The sequence below is a fragment of the Sphingomonas sp. ABOLG genome (assembly GCF_003950435.1).
GTDB lineage: Bacteria > Pseudomonadota > Alphaproteobacteria > Sphingomonadales > Sphingomonadaceae > Sphingomonas > Sphingomonas panaciterrae.
In genome coordinates, this window is the sequence record NZ_QQWW01000003.1 from 202,484 (window position 1) to 217,652 (window position 15,169).

Here is a 15,169-nt window from a genome sequence, read left to right on the forward strand (position 1 = left end):
AACCGTAGCCTTGGCCACAAAACCCGCCCGCCCCAAAAGTCCGCATCTCTTCAGCGGCCCGCTCGCCCTCCATTACCGCTGGAGCGCGGCGATGACGGTGTCGATCCTGCACCGCGCCACCGGTAGCGGGATGGCGACACTGGGGGCATTGCTGCTCGTCTGGTTCCTCGCCGCGCTGGCGTCGGGGGCAGAGACCTATGCCACGTTCCGCGACGTCTTCACCCTGTCGGATGGCCGTCTGAACATCCTGGGCTGGGTCATCGGAGTCGGCCTGACGTTCAGCCTGTTCCAGCACATGATGAGCGGTATCCGCCACCTCGTGCTGGATACCGGCGCCGCGTTCGAGTTGAAGCTGAACCGCAACCTCGCGCGGCTCACCTTCGTCGGCTCGACGCTGCTTACCCTCGCCTTCTGGCTCTACGTGGGAACCAAGTAATGGGTACGGGAACCTCGATCGGCCGCGTCCGCGGCCTCGGCAGCGCGCACGAAGGTCCGCATCACTGGTGGCATCAGAAGATCACGGCGGGATCGAACATCCTGCTGATGAGCTGGCTGATGATCTCGCTCGCCCGTCGCCCCGGCTACGATTACGGCACGATGCGCGACTGGCTGTCCTCGGCTTGGGTCGCGATCCCGATGATCCTGCTGGTCGTCTCGGTCTTCTACCACTTCCGCCTCGGGCTTCAGGTGGTGATCGAGGATTACCAGCGTGACGAACGCCGCGTCGTCGCCATGGTCCTCCTCAACCTGTTCACTGCTGCCGTCACCGGCACCGCCCTTTTCGCGATCCTGAAGATCGCCTTCGGAGCAAATTGATGCCCGCCGCTTACCAGATCATCGACCATACGTACGACGCGGTCGTCGTCGGCGCCGGCGGCTCTGGCCTCCGCGCCACGATGGGCATCGCGGAGGCGGGCCTCAAGACCGCCTGTATCACCAAGGTGTTCCCGACCCGCAGCCACACCGTGGCGGCGCAGGGCGGCATCGCGGCGAGCCTCGGCAACAACTCGCCGGATCACTGGTCCTGGCACATGTACGATACCGTCAAGGGTTCCGACTGGCTCGGTGACCAGGACGCGATCGAGTACATGGTGCGCGAGGCCCCCGCCGCAGTGTACGAGCTGGAGCACGCCGGCGTGCCGTTCAGCCGCAACGAGGACGGGACGATCTACCAGCGTCCGTTCGGCGGCCACATGCAAAACATGGGCGAAGGCCCGCCGGTGCAGCGCACCTGCGCCGCCGCCGACCGCACCGGCCATGCCATGCTCCACGCGCTGTACCAGCAATCGCTGAAGTATGACGCGGACTTCTACATCGAATTTTTCGCGCTCGATCTCATCATGGAGAACGGCGCGTGCCGCGGCGTGATCGCGCTGAACATGGAAACGGGGCAGATCCATCGCTTCCGTGCCCATGCGGTGGTGCTGGCGACGGGCGGCGGTGGCCGCGTGTACCAGTCGGCGACGTCGGCGCATACCTGCACCGGCGACGGCAACGGCATGGCGCTGCGTGCCGGCCTGCCGCTGCAGGACATGGAATTCGTGCAGTTCCACCCGACCGGCATCTACGGCGCGGGCGTCCTCATCACCGAAGGTGCGCGCGGCGAAGGCGGCTACCTCACCAATTCCGAGGGCGAGCGCTTCATGGAGCGTTACGCGCCGAGCGCGAAGGACCTTGCCAGCCGTGACGTCGTGTCGCGCTCGATGGCGGCGGAAATGCGCGAGGGCCGCGGCGTCGGCAAGGACAAGGACCACATCTTCCTTCACCTCGATCACATCGATCCGAAGGTGCTGGCGGAACGCCTGCCGGGCATCACCGAGACGGGCAAGATCTTCGCCGGCGTGGACCTTACCCGCCAGCCGCTCCCCGTCACGCCGACCGTCCACTACAATATGGGCGGTATCCCGACTAACTATCACGGCGAAGTCGTCCAGCTGAAGGACGGTGATCCGGACGCGGTCGTCCCGGGCCTGTTCGCGGTCGGCGAGGCAGCCTGCGTGTCGGTGCACGGCGCGAACCGCCTCGGCTCCAACTCGCTGATCGACCTTGTGGTGTTCGGCCGCGCCACCGGCCTGCGCCTCAAGGAAACGCTGAAGCCCAACACGCCGCACAATCCGCTGCCCAAGGGCTCGGAAGAGATGGCGCTCGGCCGGCTCGATCATTTCCGCAATTCGACCGGCGGTTCGCCCACGGCGAAGATTCGCGCCGAGATGCAGAAGACGATGCAGCGCCATGCCGCGGTGTTCCGCGACAGCGAGCTGCTTTCCGAGGGCGTTACCAAGATCGACGCGATCTACAAGTCGATGGAGGACGTCGGCATCAAGGATCGCTCGCTGATCTGGAACACCGACCTCGTCGAGACGCTCGAGCTGGACAACCTCATCAGCCAGGCGGTCGTGACGATGCGCGGTGCGGAGAACCGCAAGGAAAGCCGCGGCGCGCACATGCACGAGGATTATCCCGAGCGCGACGACGTGAACTGGATGAAGCACACCATCGCGACCTTCGATGGCTGGGGCGGCAAGGGCGGCAGCTGCTCGCTCGATTACCGTCCGGTGCACGATTACACGCTCACCGACGACGCCGAGTACATCAAGCCGAAGAAGCGGGTGTACTAAGGCAGATGGCGCGGCCTTCCGGGCCGCGCCTCATCGCCGGGAAACGAACTCAAGTATCTGCGGCCACATCGCGCAATATTTCGAATGTTGCGCGGCGGTAAACTATTGACTCCAATCGCCGCCCACCGCGACACTCCTTCCATTGTGGAGGGGGCTCGCGATGAAGAGGTTGCTGACCGTCTTTCTTGCCGCCTGCGCCGGTTCGGTGCCGGCGCAGACCTATATCCCTCCCCAGCACAGCCGCCCCGCCCCGCTGATTGCGCGCGGTGGCGAGGCGGAACTTGTCCAGCTCGCCGATCAGGGCGGCGCGATCGAATATGATCGCAAGGCCGGGTGGCAGCTGGCTGAGCATCGCCGCCTCGCCGCCATGCTCGCCACGGTGCAGCCGCACCGCAAGGGTACCACCGACGCCTTCGTCATCAGCGCCGCGCTGGACAGTGACCCGGTGTTCGGCCGCGAGGCGCGAGAGGCGGCGAAGGTCCTGGCGCGCCGCTATGGCGCCGAAGGACGCACGATCGTCCTCGCCGGCACCGACGGCAGGGCGGACAGCGCGTTGCCCATGGGCTCCCCTTCCAATCTCGACGTCGCGCTCGCCCGCGTGGCCGAGCTTATGGACGTGAACGAGGATGTGCTGATCCTCTACACCACCAGCCACGGCGCACGCTTCGGCATCGTCTACAATGACGCCGACCAGGGCTTTGGCGCGATCTCGCCGGCGCGGCTGTGGCAGACCCTGTCCCAGCTCGGCATCCGCAATCGGCTGATCATGATTTCCGCCTGTTACGCCGGCGTCTTCGTACCGCTCCTCTCCAGTGATACCACCGCGATCATCACCGCCGCCTCGTGGGATCGAAGCTCCTTCGGCTGTGTCGCCAACAATGACTGGACCTTCTTTGGTGACGCGCTCGTCAATCGCGCGCTCCGCCAGCCAAAGCCGCTCGCCGCCGCCGTCCAGGAAGCCACCAGCACCATCGCGACGTGGGAACGCGACGGCCGGCTTGAGCCTTCGCAGCCGCAGGTCGCGATCGGCGCCGGCGCGGCGCGCTGGCTGGCGGTGCTCGACGCCCGCGCGCCGCGCAGTGCAACCGCGCCGGTCGGCCGCCCGGCCAACGCGGTGTTGATGGCGCAGCATTAGCCCCCGCTGTGAAACCAAACCGCCACCGCAGCGCGCGATATTTTCCGCCACCTCGGAACCGGTGCGCCCCATTCGCGGTTCGCGTCGCCATGAACTCCACCGGCAACGCCAGCAACTATCCGCTCCTCGCCAGCCCGCATGTCCAGCTTTACGGCACGGTCGACGAGGCCATGTACGCAAGCTTCAAGGATCAGGTCGCCGCGGCACCATCCGATGGCCCATTGATCTTCTCGATCACAACCTTGGGGGGCGATCCGGAAATGGCCCGCGCGATGGGCGATACGGTACGCCTGCTGCGCGAATATACCGGCCGTGAGACGCTTTTTCTTGGCAAGGTCGCTGTTTACTCGGCCGGCGCCACCTTCATGTCCGCTTTCCCCGCCGACAAGCGCTTCCTGACGCGCGGCACGCGTTTGATGATCCACGAACGGCTGATGAATTCGACCATCCAGCTGTCCGGCCCGCTCAACACCCTGGCCCCCGTCCTGCTGGCCAAGCTGAACGAGATCGAGGATTCGATCCGCATCCAGGACGAAGGGTTCGCCGCCCTTGTCGAAGGCTCGCAGGTAACGCTCGAAACCCTGAAGGCAAAGGCGCCGTCCAACTGGTATATCGAGGCGGAAGAGGCGCGTGATCTTGGCCTGGTCCTCGACCTGATCTGACGCTGCCCGGGCAGCCTTCCACCTCCACCTTGCCCATCTCCACCTTGTCACGCACCCGCGCCCGCCGGATAAGCAACCGGCAACCGAGCGAGGCGGAATGAGCAAAGACCCGACCCCCGGGCGCAAGCTGGGCATGGCGATCCTCATCGCCATGCTGCTCGCGATCCCGCTGTTTGCCGTCTACCTGCTGGTATATGATCGGCAGGATCAGTCCGCCACGGCCCGCGCCTCGATAGCGCGAGGCTGGGGCGGGCCGCAGACGATCGCCGGGCCGGTGCTCGTCATCCCTTATCAGGCCCAAGCCGCCGAGACGGTCACGGAGGGCGGCCGTCAGGTCACCCGCACCACTCAGCTCTGGCGAGAGCTGACGCTGTCCCCTCAAGTCGCCGATCTCAGCACGCAACTCACCCCCGAACGACGGCGCCGGTCGATCTACGAAGCCGTCGTGTTCGAGGCCGCGGCCACGGGCACCGCGCGCTTCGATCTGCCGCCTGATCTCGCCCGCTTCGGGATCACCCCCGACGAACTCGCCTTCGATCGCGCGGAACTCCGCTTCGGGCTGCAGGATCCGCGCGGACTGTTCGGGCGGCCGCCGATGGTGTCAGTGGATGGCCAGCAACTGCGCCTTCAACCCGGAAAGGGCTCGCCGGCGACCAACAACGCGGGCTTCTTCACCTGGCTGGACGCTGGCAGCATCCGCAGCCGACCGCTCCGCGTGCAGTACAGCTTCGCGTTCCGCGGCAATGGCTGGCTCGCGCTGGCGCCACAGGCGGGCGACACGCGCTGGCGCGTGACCTCCACCTGGCCGCACCCCAGCTTTCAGGGCGGCTTTCTTCCCACCGCGCAAAGCGTGAACACGGACGGCTTCGCCGCCACTTGGCGCGTCGGCAATCTGGCGCTGGGACGCAGCCTCGTCTCGTCCGGCGACGTCGTGCCCGAGTCGCGCCCCGACCTGTCCGATGGTCAGCCAGTGGCGACTCCGGCCAACGCCTACGAGGCCCGCGTCGTGCTCGTCTCCCCGGTCGATCTCTACAGCCAGGTCAACCGGTCGGTGAAATACGGCTTCCTGTTCATCGGCTTCACCTTTCTCGCCTTTCTGCTGTTCGACGTGATCGGCGGAGTGCGCGTGTCGCCGGTCGAATATCTGCTGGTCGGCGCCGGGCTGGTGCTGTTCTTCGCGCTCCTGCTCGCCTTTGCGGAGGTCGTGGGGTTCACCTTGGCCTATCTGATCGCGGCGGGGGCGATCATTGCGCTCCTCACCAGCTATTCCGCTGCGGTCCTCCGCAGCTGGCGCCGCGCGGGCTACATCGCGGCCCTGCTGGCGGCGCTGTACGCCATTTTGTACGTCCTGCTGAACCTCGAAGCCTATTCGCTGCTCATCGGATCGCTGCTTCTGTTTGCGGCCTTGGCCGGTGTTATGTATCTGACGCGTAACCTCGACTGGAGCGGTTTGCGCGCCCAGTCCTCAACCGACTGAAGCGGGAACGGAAAATGGCCGAATTCACCCTGCCGGCGAACAGCAAGATCAAGGGCGGTCGCAAGATTCCCTCGCCTGAACCGGGCGGGACGATGCGCAACTTCAAGATCTACCGCTACGATCCGGACAGCGGCGAGAACCCGCGCTACGACACGTTCGAGGTGAACCTCGACGAATGCGGCCCGATGGTTCTGGACGCGCTGATCAAGATCAAGAGCGAGCAGGATTCGTCGCTGACGTTCCGCCGTTCGTGCCGTGAGGGCATTTGCGGCTCCTGCTCGATGAACATCGACGGCAAGAACGGCCTCGCCTGCACCACCGCGATCGAGGACGTGAGGGGCGAGGTGAAGATCACCCCGCTGCCGGCGATGGACGTGATCAAGGACCTGGTCCCCGACTTCACGCACTTCTACGCGCAATATGCCTCGATCCAGCCCTGGCTGAAGACGGTGACCCCGCCGCCCGCCGGCAAGGAGCGACTGCAGTCGCCGGAGGACCGCGCAAAGCTCGACGGTCTCTACGAGTGCATCCTGTGCGCCTGCTGCTCGACCTCGTGCCCGAGCTACTGGTGGAACTCCGACAAGTTCCTGGGGCCAGCAATCCTGCTCCAGGCCTATCGTTGGCTCGCAGACAGCCGTGACGAGATGACCGGCGAGCGGCTCGACAGCCTGGAGGATCCGTTCCGCCTCTATCGCTGCCACACGATCATGAACTGCGCGAACACCTGCCCCAAGGGCCTGAACCCGGCCAAGGCGATCGCCGAGATCAAGAAGATGGAAGTCGAGCGGGTTCTCTGATCCACGCATCCAGAAGGGAGCCGCACGGCTCCCTTCTTTTTGTCGGGAGCCATCTCGCCCGCTTGTGCCGGTCCTCCCGACGCACGCCCCCGCCGTGTCATCCCTGACACGCCAGCCGACACGCTCAGGACAAGCGGCGCCATGACTGACAAGCCGGAATTTTTGTACGAGGAACATCCCGACCATCCCGGGTGGCACCGCTGGGGCCCCAAGAATTCGGATCGTTACAATACCTTCCTCGGCGACATGATGGTCCGCGTCGAGGACGGCGCCTGCCGTGTCCGCATGCTGCCCGAACGGCGCCACTCCAACCTCGGCAACAATGTGCACGGCGGCGCGATGCTCGGGTTCATCGACGTCGCGCTCTTCGCCGCCGCGCGCAGCTTCGGCCTGATCGAGGCGGGCACCGCGGTGACGCTGGACCTGAACACGCATTTCGTCGGCGCAGGAAAGATCGGCGACCCGCTGGAGGCGCAGGTCGAATTGCTGCGCGAAACCGGCCGCCTGCTGTTCATGCGCGGCTTGGTGGTACAGGGCGACGGCCCGGTGGCGGAATTTTCCGGCACGATCCGGAAGCCGACGAAGCGTTAACTGGCCTCGCGGTGCACAATCTCCTAAAGGGCCCACAAAATACTCGCGCGGCCGCGGCGAACCGGCACCTCAGGCACGATCCGTCCGCACGCCCCTGCGCGAAACTCGCCGGCGCTCCCATGTCGGCGCAGTGGGGAGCCCCCTTCCCCCAACGGAGTTTGTCGTGGCCGCAGTTCTCAACGCCTATGAAGCCCTGATTGCCGCCGGGGAGTTGCGGCCCGATCCCGAACAGGCCGCCGCGGCGGCGCGGCTCGACTCGCTGGCCGTCGAGCTCGAACATCCCCGCACCACCGGCTTCTTCCGCAAGAAAGTGATTCCGCCGCGCGGCATCTACATGTGGGGCGACGTCGGCCGCGGCAAATCCATGCTGATGGACCTGTTCTTCGCCAACGTGAACGTCGCCCGAAAGCGCCGCGTCCATTTCGGCGAGTTCATGCTGGAGGTGCACGGCCGGATCGCGGCGGAGCGACGCAAGGAGGCGGGCGACCCGATCCTTCCCGTAGCCGCCGCGCTGGCAGAGGAAGCGCAATTGCTCGCCTTTGACGAGATGATCGTCAACAATTCGCCCGACGCGATGATCCTCTCGCGCCTGTTCACTGCGATGATCGAGGCGGGGGTGACGGTGGTGACGACGAGCAACCGCGTCCCTACCGACCTCTACAAGAACGGCCTCAACCGCGAGCATTTCCTGCCCTTCATCGCCTTGATCCAGGAGCGGCTTGACGTGCTAGCGCTCAACGGCCCGGTCGATTACCGCCGCGATCGCTTGGGCCAGCAAAACACCTGGCTCGTGCCCAACGGGCCGGAGGCGACGGCGCAACTGTCGGCAGCGTTCTTCCGCCTCACCGACTATCCGCCCGAAGATCGCGACCACGTGCCCAGCGAGGACCTCATCGTTCAGGGCCGCTCGCTGCGCGTCCCAAAATCGCTGAAGGGCGTCGCCGTCTTCAGCTTCAAGAAGCTGTGCGGCGAAGCGCGCGGCAGCGCCGACTATCTAGCCATCGCGCGCCGCTTCCACACCGTGATCCTCGTCGGCATCCCCGTCCTCGGCCCGGAGAACCGAAACGAGGCCGCACGCTTCGTCAGCCTGATCGACGCGCTCTACGAATATAAGGTGAAGCTCCTCGCCGCGGCGGATGCGGAACCCGCCGATCTCTACCCCGTTGGCGACGGACGGTTCGAATTTCAGCGCACCGTCAGCCGGCTCGAGGAAATGCGATCCGAGGACTATCTGGCACAAGGCCATGGCGCCGAGTGAAAGCCTTATTGCTATTGAGAACGCTTATTGATTAAAAGCGCCCTATGCGCCTTTAGTGGCTTGTGCAGACTGACCAAAGGGCGTACCCGACCTCTCCAATCACGACCTCACGTTACGGAAAGGGATTGGATGGCCCGCAAGAAGATCGCGCTGATCGGCGCCGGCAATATCGGCGGCACGCTCGCGCACCTCGCTGCCCTCAAGGGGCTTGGCGACATCGTTCTGTTCGACGTGGTCGAAGGCGTACCGCAGGGCAAGGCGCTTGACCTGTCGCAGTGCGGCCCGGTCGAAGGGTTCGACGCCAAGATCATCGGCTCGAACGACTATAAGGACATCGCTGGCGCCGACGTGATCATCGTCACCGCCGGTGTCGCCCGCAAGCCGGGCATGAGCCGCGACGACCTGCTCGGCATCAACCTGAAGGTGATGAAGGCGGTCGGCGAAGGCATTCGCGACAATGCGCCCGACGCATTCGTCATCTGCATCACCAACCCGCTCGACGCGATGGTCTGGGCGCTGCGCGAATTCTCCGGCCTGCCGCACAACAAGGTGGTCGGCATGGCGGGCGTGCTCGACTCGGCGCGCTTCAGCCACTTCCTCGCCGACGAGTTCAAGGTGTCGGTGAAGGACGTGAACACCTTCGTACTCGGCGGCCACGGCGACACGATGGTCCCGGTGCTCGAATATTCGACCGTCTCCGGCATCCCGGTCAGCGACCTGATCGAGATGGGCTTCTCCACCAAGGAGAAGGTCGACGAGATCGTGAAGCGCACCCGCGGCGGTGGCGGCGAGATCGTTGCCCTGCTGAAGACCGGCTCGGCCTATTACGCGCCCGCCACCAGCGGCATCGCGATGGCAGAGGCCTATCTCTATGACCAGAAGCGCATCCTGCCGGCCGCAGCACACCTGACCGGCCAGTATGGCATCGACGACCTGTACGTCGGCGTCCCGGTCGTGATCGGTGCCGGCGGCGTCGAGAAGATCGTCGAGGTGAAGCTGTCGGACGAAGCCAAGGGCAACCTTCAGGTGTCGGTCGACGCGGTCAAGGAACTGCTCGTCGCCTGCAAGGGCATCGACGAGAGCCTGGCATAACGCCGGATTGAATACCCGGTGCGCGCCGGCATCCGGCCGCGCGCGCCGGGTTGAGTGATTGGAGAGCCAATGAGCATTCTCGTCGACAAGAATACCAAGGTCATCACGCAGGGCATGACCGGTAACACCGGCAGCTTCCACACCCAGGCGGCGCTCGACTACGGCACGCAGATGGTCGCCGGCGTCACCCCGGGCAAGGGTGGTGGCACCCACCTCGGCCTGCCGCTGTTCGACACCGTTGCCGAGGCGGTGGAGAAGACCGGCGCCGACGCCAGCGTGATCTACGTCCCGCCGCCCTTCGCCGCGGATTCGATCCTTGAGGCGATCGACGCCGAAGTGCCGCTGATCGTGTGCATTACCGAGGGTATTCCGGTGCTCGACATGGTGCGCGTGAAGCGTGCGCTGACGGGCTCCAAGTCGCGCCTCATCGGCCCGAACTGCCCGGGCGTGCTGACGCCGGGCGAGTGCAAGATCGGCATCATGCCGGGCAACATCTTCAAGAAGGGCTCGGTCGGCGTCGTCTCGCGCTCCGGCACGCTGACCTATGAGGCGGTGTTCCAGACCTCGAACGCCGGCCTGGGTCAGACCACCGCGGTCGGCATCGGCGGCGACCCGGTCAACGGCACGAACTTCATCGACGTGCTCGAGCTCTTCCTCGCTGACGATGCGACCGAATCCATCATCATGATCGGTGAAATCGGCGGCAGCGCCGAGGAAGAAGCAGCCCAGTTCCTGCGCGACGAAGCGAAGCGTGGCCGCAAGAAGCCGATGGCCGGCTTTATCGCGGGCCGTACGGCGCCTCCGGGCCGCCGCATGGGTCACGCCGGCGCGATCGTCTCGGGCGGCCAAGGCGGCGCCGAGGACAAGATCGCGGCGATGGAAGCTGCCGGCATCAAGGTGGCGGCAAGCCCGAGCGAGCTCGGCTCCACGCTGCTGTCGGTGCTGAAGGGTTGATTGGACACCCCCTCCCCGCCGGGGAGGGGATATTAAGTCGAGGCAAGTCGTTGCCTAGACGAAGATGGAGAGGGGTCGTGCAGGCCAGTGCCTGCCAAGGTCAGTGACCCCTGCCCCTCTCCCGGCTTGGACGTGCCCGCTTGGGCGTCGTCCGCGCGACCCTCTCCCTCTGCCGGAGGGAAGGGAGTGGAGTTGGTGATGGGCTACGAAGGTCAGGATTTCTTGGACGTTGCCGGCGGCGTATCGCCGGCGTTCATTGACGCGCTCTACACGCGCTACAAGGCCTCGCCCGACAGCGTCGAGCCCGGCTGGCGCGGCTTCTTCGAAGGGCTGGAAAGCGGCACGTCCGGCCCCAGCTGGCGCAACGATCGCTGGCCGCTCACCACCACCGACGATCTGACCGCGGCGCTCGACCCGACCCAGATGGAGCCCGCGCCCAAGCCCGCGAAGGGTGGCAAGCCCGCGCCCGCCGCGGCCGCTCCGGCAGCCGCCGCTCCGTCTCAGGACGAGATCGTCCGCGCGGCGGGCGATGCGATCCGCGCCCAGCTGCTGGTGCGCACCTATCGCGTGCGCGGCCACCTGGCGGCCAATCTCGACCCGCTCGGCCTCAACACCCAGCGCGAGCTGCCGGCCGATCTGCGCACCGAATATCACGGCTTCACCGACGCCGACATCGACCGCCCGGTCTATCTCGGCGGCACGATGGGCCTACAATGGGCCACCATCCGTGAGCTCGTGAACATCCTGCGTGCCAATTACTGCGGCAACGTCGGCCTTGAGTACATGCACATCGCCGATGTCGAGGAGCGCCGCTTCCTCCAGGAGCGCATGGAGGGCAAGGACAAGGCGATCGAATTCACGCCGCAAGGCAAGAAGGCGATCCTGAACAAGGTCATCGAGGCCGAGCAGTGGGAGAAATTCCTCGGCCGCAAGTACGTCGGCACGAAGCGTTTCGGCCTCGACGGCGGTGAATCGATGATTCCGGCGCTCGAAAGCGTCATCAAGTACGGCGGCGCGGCCGGCGTGAACGAGATCGTGTTCGGCATGGCCCACCGCGGCCGCCTGAACGTGCTCGCCAACGTCATGGGCAAGCCGCTGCGCGTCATCTTCCACGAATTCGCCGGCGGCTCGGCCAACCCGGACGATATCGGCGGCTCGGGCGACGTGAAATATCACCTCGGCACCTCCACCGACCGCGAGTTCGACGGTGTGAAGGTCCACATGTCGCTCGTCGCCAACCCGTCGCACCTCGAGGCGGCGGATCCGGTGGTGCTGGGCAAGGTGCGCGCGATCCAGACGATCGCCGGCGACCTTACCGATCATACCAAGTCGCTGCCCGTGCTGATCCACGGCGACGCGGCCTTCGCCGGCCAGGGTATCGTCTGGGAATGCCTCGGCTTCTCGGGCATCCGGGGCTACAACACCGGCGGCTGCGTCCACTTCGTCATCAACAACCAGATCGGCTTCACGACGAGCCCGCAGTTCGCGCGCTCCTCGCCCTATCCGTCGGACGTCGCAAAGGGTGTCCAGGCGCCGGTCTTCCACGTCAACGGCGACGATCCCGAGGCGGTCACCTTCGCCACCAAGATGGCAATCGAATTCCGGCAGAAGTTCCACCGCGATGTCGTGATCGACATGTGGTGCTACCGCCGCTTCGGCCACAACGAGGGCGACGAGCCGGGCTTCACCCAGCCGCTGATGTACAAGGCGATCCGCAACCACCCGCCCGTCAGCGAGATCTACGGCAAGCGCCTGATCGAGCAGAAGGTCGTCGACCAGGCGTGGATGGACGAGAACGTCAAGCAGTTCACCACCCTGCTCGAAGGCGAGTTCGAGGCTGGCGCGAGCTACAAGCCCAACAAGGCGGACTGGTTCGCCGGCCGCTGGTCTGGCCTGTCGGTGCCGGCTGACCCGGAAACCGCGCGCCGCAGCTTCGACACCGGGATCGAACAGAAACTGTTCGATTCGATCGGTCGCACGCTGACCACCGTTCCCGAGGACCTCGCGATCCACAAGACGCTGGCGCGCGTGATCGATGCCAAGCGCAACATGTTCGCCACCGGCGAGAATTTTGACTGGGCCACTGGTGAGGCACTCGCCTTCGGGTCGCTGCTGTCGGAGGGCTTCGGCGTTCGCCTGTCGGGTCAGGATTCGGGCCGCGGCACCTTCTCGCAGCGCCATGCCGTCTGGGTCGACCAGAATGACGAGCACAAGTACGTGCCGCTGTGGAACATCGAACATGGCCGCTTCGAGGTGCTCGACAGCCCGTTGAGCGAATATGGCGTGCTCGGCTTTGAATATGGCTATGCGCTCGCCGATCCGAAGACGCTGGTGCTGTGGGAGGCGCAGTTCGGCGACTTCGTCAACGGCGCTCAGATCATGATCGACCAGTTCATCGCCAGCGGTGAGGCCAAGTGGCTTCGTGCCAACGGCCTGGTGATGCTGCTGCCGCACGGCTACGAAGGTCAGGGTCCGGAGCATAGCTCGGCACGGCCGGAGCGGTTCCTGCAGCTGTGTGCGCAGGACAATATCCAGGTCGCGAACTGCACCACCCCGGCGAACTATTTCCACCTGCTTCGCCGGCAGATGCACCGCAGCTTCCGCAAGCCGCTGATCATCTTCACGCCCAAGTCGCTGCTGCGCCACAAGCTGGCGGTGTCGAGCCGCGCGGACTTCGTCGGTGACTCGCACTTCCGCCGCATCCTCTCGGACACGAACGGCGCGGCGGACGAGGCGACGAAGCGGCTGGTGCTGTGCACCGGCAAGGTCGCCTATGACCTGATCGAGGCGCGCGACGCGGCTGGTGACGAGAATACGCAGATCGTCCGCATCGAGCAGCTCTACCCCTTCCCAACCGAGGCGCTGGCGAAGCGCATCGCGCGGATGCCCAACCTCGAGGACGTGGTCTGGGCGCAGGAAGAGCCGCGCAACAACGGCTATTGGTTCTTCGTCGAGCCGTTCATCGAGGACGCGCTGGCCGAGGCCGGCTGCGCGATCAAGCGCGCCCGCTATGCGGGCCGTGCGGCGGCGGCGTCGCCGGCAACCGGCCTGATGAAGCGCCACCAGGCGGAACAGGGCGCGTTGATCGCCGACGCACTCGGCCACAGCGTGCGCGAGGAAATCCGCCGCACCCGCTCGGCCGAGACCACCAAGAAGGCTGGCAAGGCGGCGAGCTGAGCGCATGGTGCCGGCGCCATCGGGCGCCGGTGCACGAAACGTTGATCAAGCGGCGCGGGTAGCAACACCCGCTCGCAACAGGGCCCCGGCAAAAGGCGGGGTGGAAGGAAACGGGAATGGCAACCGAAGTTCTGGTCCCAACGCTGGGCGAATCGATCACCGAAGCAACGCTGGGCGAGTGGCTGAAGCAGCCGGGCGACAAGGTCGCCGCCGATGAGCCGATCGCCAGCCTCGAAACCGACAAGGTGTCGGTCGAGGTGCCGAGCCCGGTCGCCGGCATCATGGGCCAGCATGCGGTCGCCGTCGGCGACACCGTACAGGTCGGCGCGATGCTCGCGACGGTCGAGGCCGGCGATGGTGCGCCCGCGGCCGAAAGCGCCCAGCAACCGGCCGTGACTCAGGCCCCGGCGGCTGAACAGCCTGCGCCGGCGGCCGGCGGTTACGGCAACCATGGCGCCACCCCGGTCGACAGCAACGCCCCCGCCGCGCTCAGCCCGTCGGTCCGCCGCGCGGTGCTGGAGCATGGCGTTGATCCTGCAACGATCAAGGGCACCGGCCGCGACGGCCGCATCACCAAGGAAGACGTCGCAACCGCCGCGTCCTCGCGTCCGGCCGCCGCTCCCGCCCCCGCCGCTGCGCCGACCCCGTCGGTCGCGGCCGCCGGTGGCCGCAAGGAAGAGCGCGTGCGCATGACGCGCCTGCGCCAGACGATCGCCAAGCGCCTGAAGGACGCGCAGAACACCGCAGCAATGCTGACGACGTTCAACGACGTCGACATGACCGCGGTGATCGAGGCACGCGCCAAGTACAAGGATCTGTTCGAAAAGAAGCACGGCGTCCGCCTTGGCTTCATGGGCTTCTTCGTGAAGGCCGCGACGATGGCGCTGAAGGACATCCCGTCCGTCAACGCCTCGATCGAGGGCGATGAGATCGTCTATCACGATTATGCCGACATCTCGGTCGCGGTGTCCTCGCCGGGCGGCCTCGTCGTGCCGGTGATCCGCGATGCGCAGGACCTGTCGGTCGCGGGCATCGAGAAGACGATCGGCGATTTCGGCAAGCGCGCCAAGGAAGGCACGCTCAAGATGGACGAGATGAAGGGCGGCACCTTCACCATCTCCAACGGCGGCGTGTTCGGCTCGCTGATGTCGACCCCGATCATCAACCCGCCACAGTCGGCCGTGCTTGGCCTGCACCGTATCGAGGATCGCCCCGTGGTTCGCGACGGCCAGGTCGTCGTCCGCCCGATGATGTATCTCGCGCTCAGCTACGATCACCGCCTGATCGACGGCCGCGAGGCGGTGACGTTCCTCGTCGCGCTCAAGAATGCGATCGAGGATCCGACCCGTATCCTGATCGACCTGTAATCCGTATTCTCCCCCCGGTAGGATGCCGGCGGGAGATACGA

At 65.9% G+C, this 15,169-nt stretch carries 13 protein-coding genes; all 13 read left to right on the forward strand.

Annotated features, from left to right (window positions below; translation table 11 throughout):
• The first annotated feature begins 10 nt into the window (after positions 1-10).
• A complete protein-coding gene (gene sdhC, locus CA236_RS04735; RefSeq protein WP_241212520.1) occupies positions 11-436 on the forward strand; it encodes a succinate dehydrogenase, cytochrome b556 subunit in 426 nt (141 codons plus the stop codon).
• Positions 436-816, forward strand: a complete 381-nt coding sequence (gene sdhD, locus CA236_RS04740; RefSeq protein ID WP_046411367.1) for a succinate dehydrogenase, hydrophobic membrane anchor protein — start codon at positions 436-438, stop codon at positions 814-816. Before sdhC ends, sdhD begins: the two co-directional genes overlap by 1 nt.
• Positions 816-2,618, forward strand: coding sequence for a succinate dehydrogenase flavoprotein subunit (gene sdhA / locus CA236_RS04745; RefSeq protein ID WP_125944742.1), 1,803 nt, complete (start codon positions 816-818; stop codon positions 2,616-2,618). The genes sdhD and sdhA overlap by 1 nt, the downstream gene beginning before the upstream one ends.
• 160 nt (positions 2,619-2,778) lie before the next feature.
• Positions 2,779-3,753, forward strand: a complete 975-nt coding sequence (locus CA236_RS04750; RefSeq protein WP_125944743.1) for a C13 family peptidase — start codon at positions 2,779-2,781, stop codon at positions 3,751-3,753.
• A gap of 89 nt (positions 3,754-3,842) precedes the next feature.
• Positions 3,843-4,415, forward strand: a complete 573-nt coding sequence (locus CA236_RS04755; RefSeq protein WP_046411371.1) for an ATP-dependent Clp protease proteolytic subunit — start codon at positions 3,843-3,845, stop codon at positions 4,413-4,415.
• A 97-nt stretch (positions 4,416-4,512) separates the two neighbouring features.
• Positions 4,513-5,892 carry a cell envelope integrity protein CreD gene (gene creD, locus CA236_RS04760; RefSeq protein WP_125944744.1) on the forward strand — a complete coding sequence of 460 codons (1,380 nt, stop codon included), beginning with the start codon at positions 4,513-4,515 and terminating at the stop codon, positions 5,890-5,892.
• A gap of 14 nt (positions 5,893-5,906) precedes the next feature.
• Positions 5,907-6,689, forward strand: a complete 783-nt coding sequence (locus CA236_RS04765; protein ID WP_046411375.1) for a succinate dehydrogenase iron-sulfur subunit — start codon at positions 5,907-5,909, stop codon at positions 6,687-6,689.
• A gap of 141 nt (positions 6,690-6,830) precedes the next feature.
• Positions 6,831-7,280, forward strand: a complete 450-nt coding sequence (locus tag CA236_RS04770; protein ID WP_125944745.1) for a PaaI family thioesterase — start codon at positions 6,831-6,833, stop codon at positions 7,278-7,280.
• A gap of 163 nt (positions 7,281-7,443) precedes the next feature.
• Positions 7,444-8,538 (forward strand): cell division protein ZapE, encoded by a 1,095-nt coding sequence (gene zapE, locus CA236_RS04775; RefSeq protein ID WP_046411378.1) that lies wholly within the window; start codon positions 7,444-7,446, stop codon positions 8,536-8,538.
• A 129-nt stretch (positions 8,539-8,667) separates the two neighbouring features.
• A complete protein-coding gene (gene mdh / locus CA236_RS04780; protein ID WP_046411380.1) occupies positions 8,668-9,630 on the forward strand; it encodes a malate dehydrogenase in 963 nt (320 codons plus the stop codon).
• Positions 9,631-9,699: 69 nt separating this feature from the next.
• A complete protein-coding gene (gene sucD, locus CA236_RS04785) occupies positions 9,700-10,584 on the forward strand; it encodes a succinate--CoA ligase subunit alpha (protein WP_046411381.1) in 885 nt (294 codons plus the stop codon).
• Positions 10,585-10,782: 198 nt separating this feature from the next.
• Positions 10,783-13,761 carry a 2-oxoglutarate dehydrogenase E1 component gene (locus tag CA236_RS04790; protein ID WP_082103183.1) on the forward strand — a complete coding sequence of 993 codons (2,979 nt, stop codon included), beginning with the start codon at positions 10,783-10,785 and terminating at the stop codon, positions 13,759-13,761.
• Positions 13,762-13,877: 116 nt separating this feature from the next.
• Positions 13,878-15,128: a 2-oxoglutarate dehydrogenase complex dihydrolipoyllysine-residue succinyltransferase gene (odhB, locus tag CA236_RS04795; protein ID WP_046411382.1), complete on the forward strand. Its 1,251-nt coding sequence runs from the start codon at positions 13,878-13,880 to the stop codon at positions 15,126-15,128.
• The last annotated feature ends 41 nt before the right edge of the window (positions 15,129-15,169 follow it).

What these genes read in the sequence shown, in the direction of transcription:
- CA236_RS04790 (WP_082103183.1), top strand. Translation starts at nt 10,783, where the DNA reads ATGGGCTACGAAGGTCAGGATTTCTTGGACGTTGCCGGCGGCGTATCG.
- CA236_RS04755 (WP_046411371.1), top strand. Translation starts at nt 3,843, where the DNA reads ATGAACTCCACCGGCAACGCCAGCAACTATCCGCTCCTCGCCAGCCCG.
- odhB (WP_046411382.1), top strand. Translation starts at nt 13,878, where the DNA reads ATGGCAACCGAAGTTCTGGTCCCAACGCTGGGCGAATCGATCACCGAA.
- mdh (WP_046411380.1), top strand. Translation starts at nt 8,668, where the DNA reads ATGGCCCGCAAGAAGATCGCGCTGATCGGCGCCGGCAATATCGGCGGC.
- CA236_RS04765 (WP_046411375.1), top strand. Translation starts at nt 5,907, where the DNA reads ATGGCCGAATTCACCCTGCCGGCGAACAGCAAGATCAAGGGCGGTCGC.
- creD (WP_125944744.1), top strand. Translation starts at nt 4,513, where the DNA reads ATGAGCAAAGACCCGACCCCCGGGCGCAAGCTGGGCATGGCGATCCTC.
- sucD (WP_046411381.1), top strand. Translation starts at nt 9,700, where the DNA reads ATGAGCATTCTCGTCGACAAGAATACCAAGGTCATCACGCAGGGCATG.
- CA236_RS04750 (WP_125944743.1), top strand. Translation starts at nt 2,779, where the DNA reads ATGAAGAGGTTGCTGACCGTCTTTCTTGCCGCCTGCGCCGGTTCGGTG.
- sdhD (WP_046411367.1), top strand. Translation starts at nt 436, where the DNA reads ATGGGTACGGGAACCTCGATCGGCCGCGTCCGCGGCCTCGGCAGCGCG.
- sdhA (WP_125944742.1), top strand. Translation starts at nt 816, where the DNA reads ATGCCCGCCGCTTACCAGATCATCGACCATACGTACGACGCGGTCGTC.
- CA236_RS04770 (WP_125944745.1), top strand. Translation starts at nt 6,831, where the DNA reads ATGACTGACAAGCCGGAATTTTTGTACGAGGAACATCCCGACCATCCC.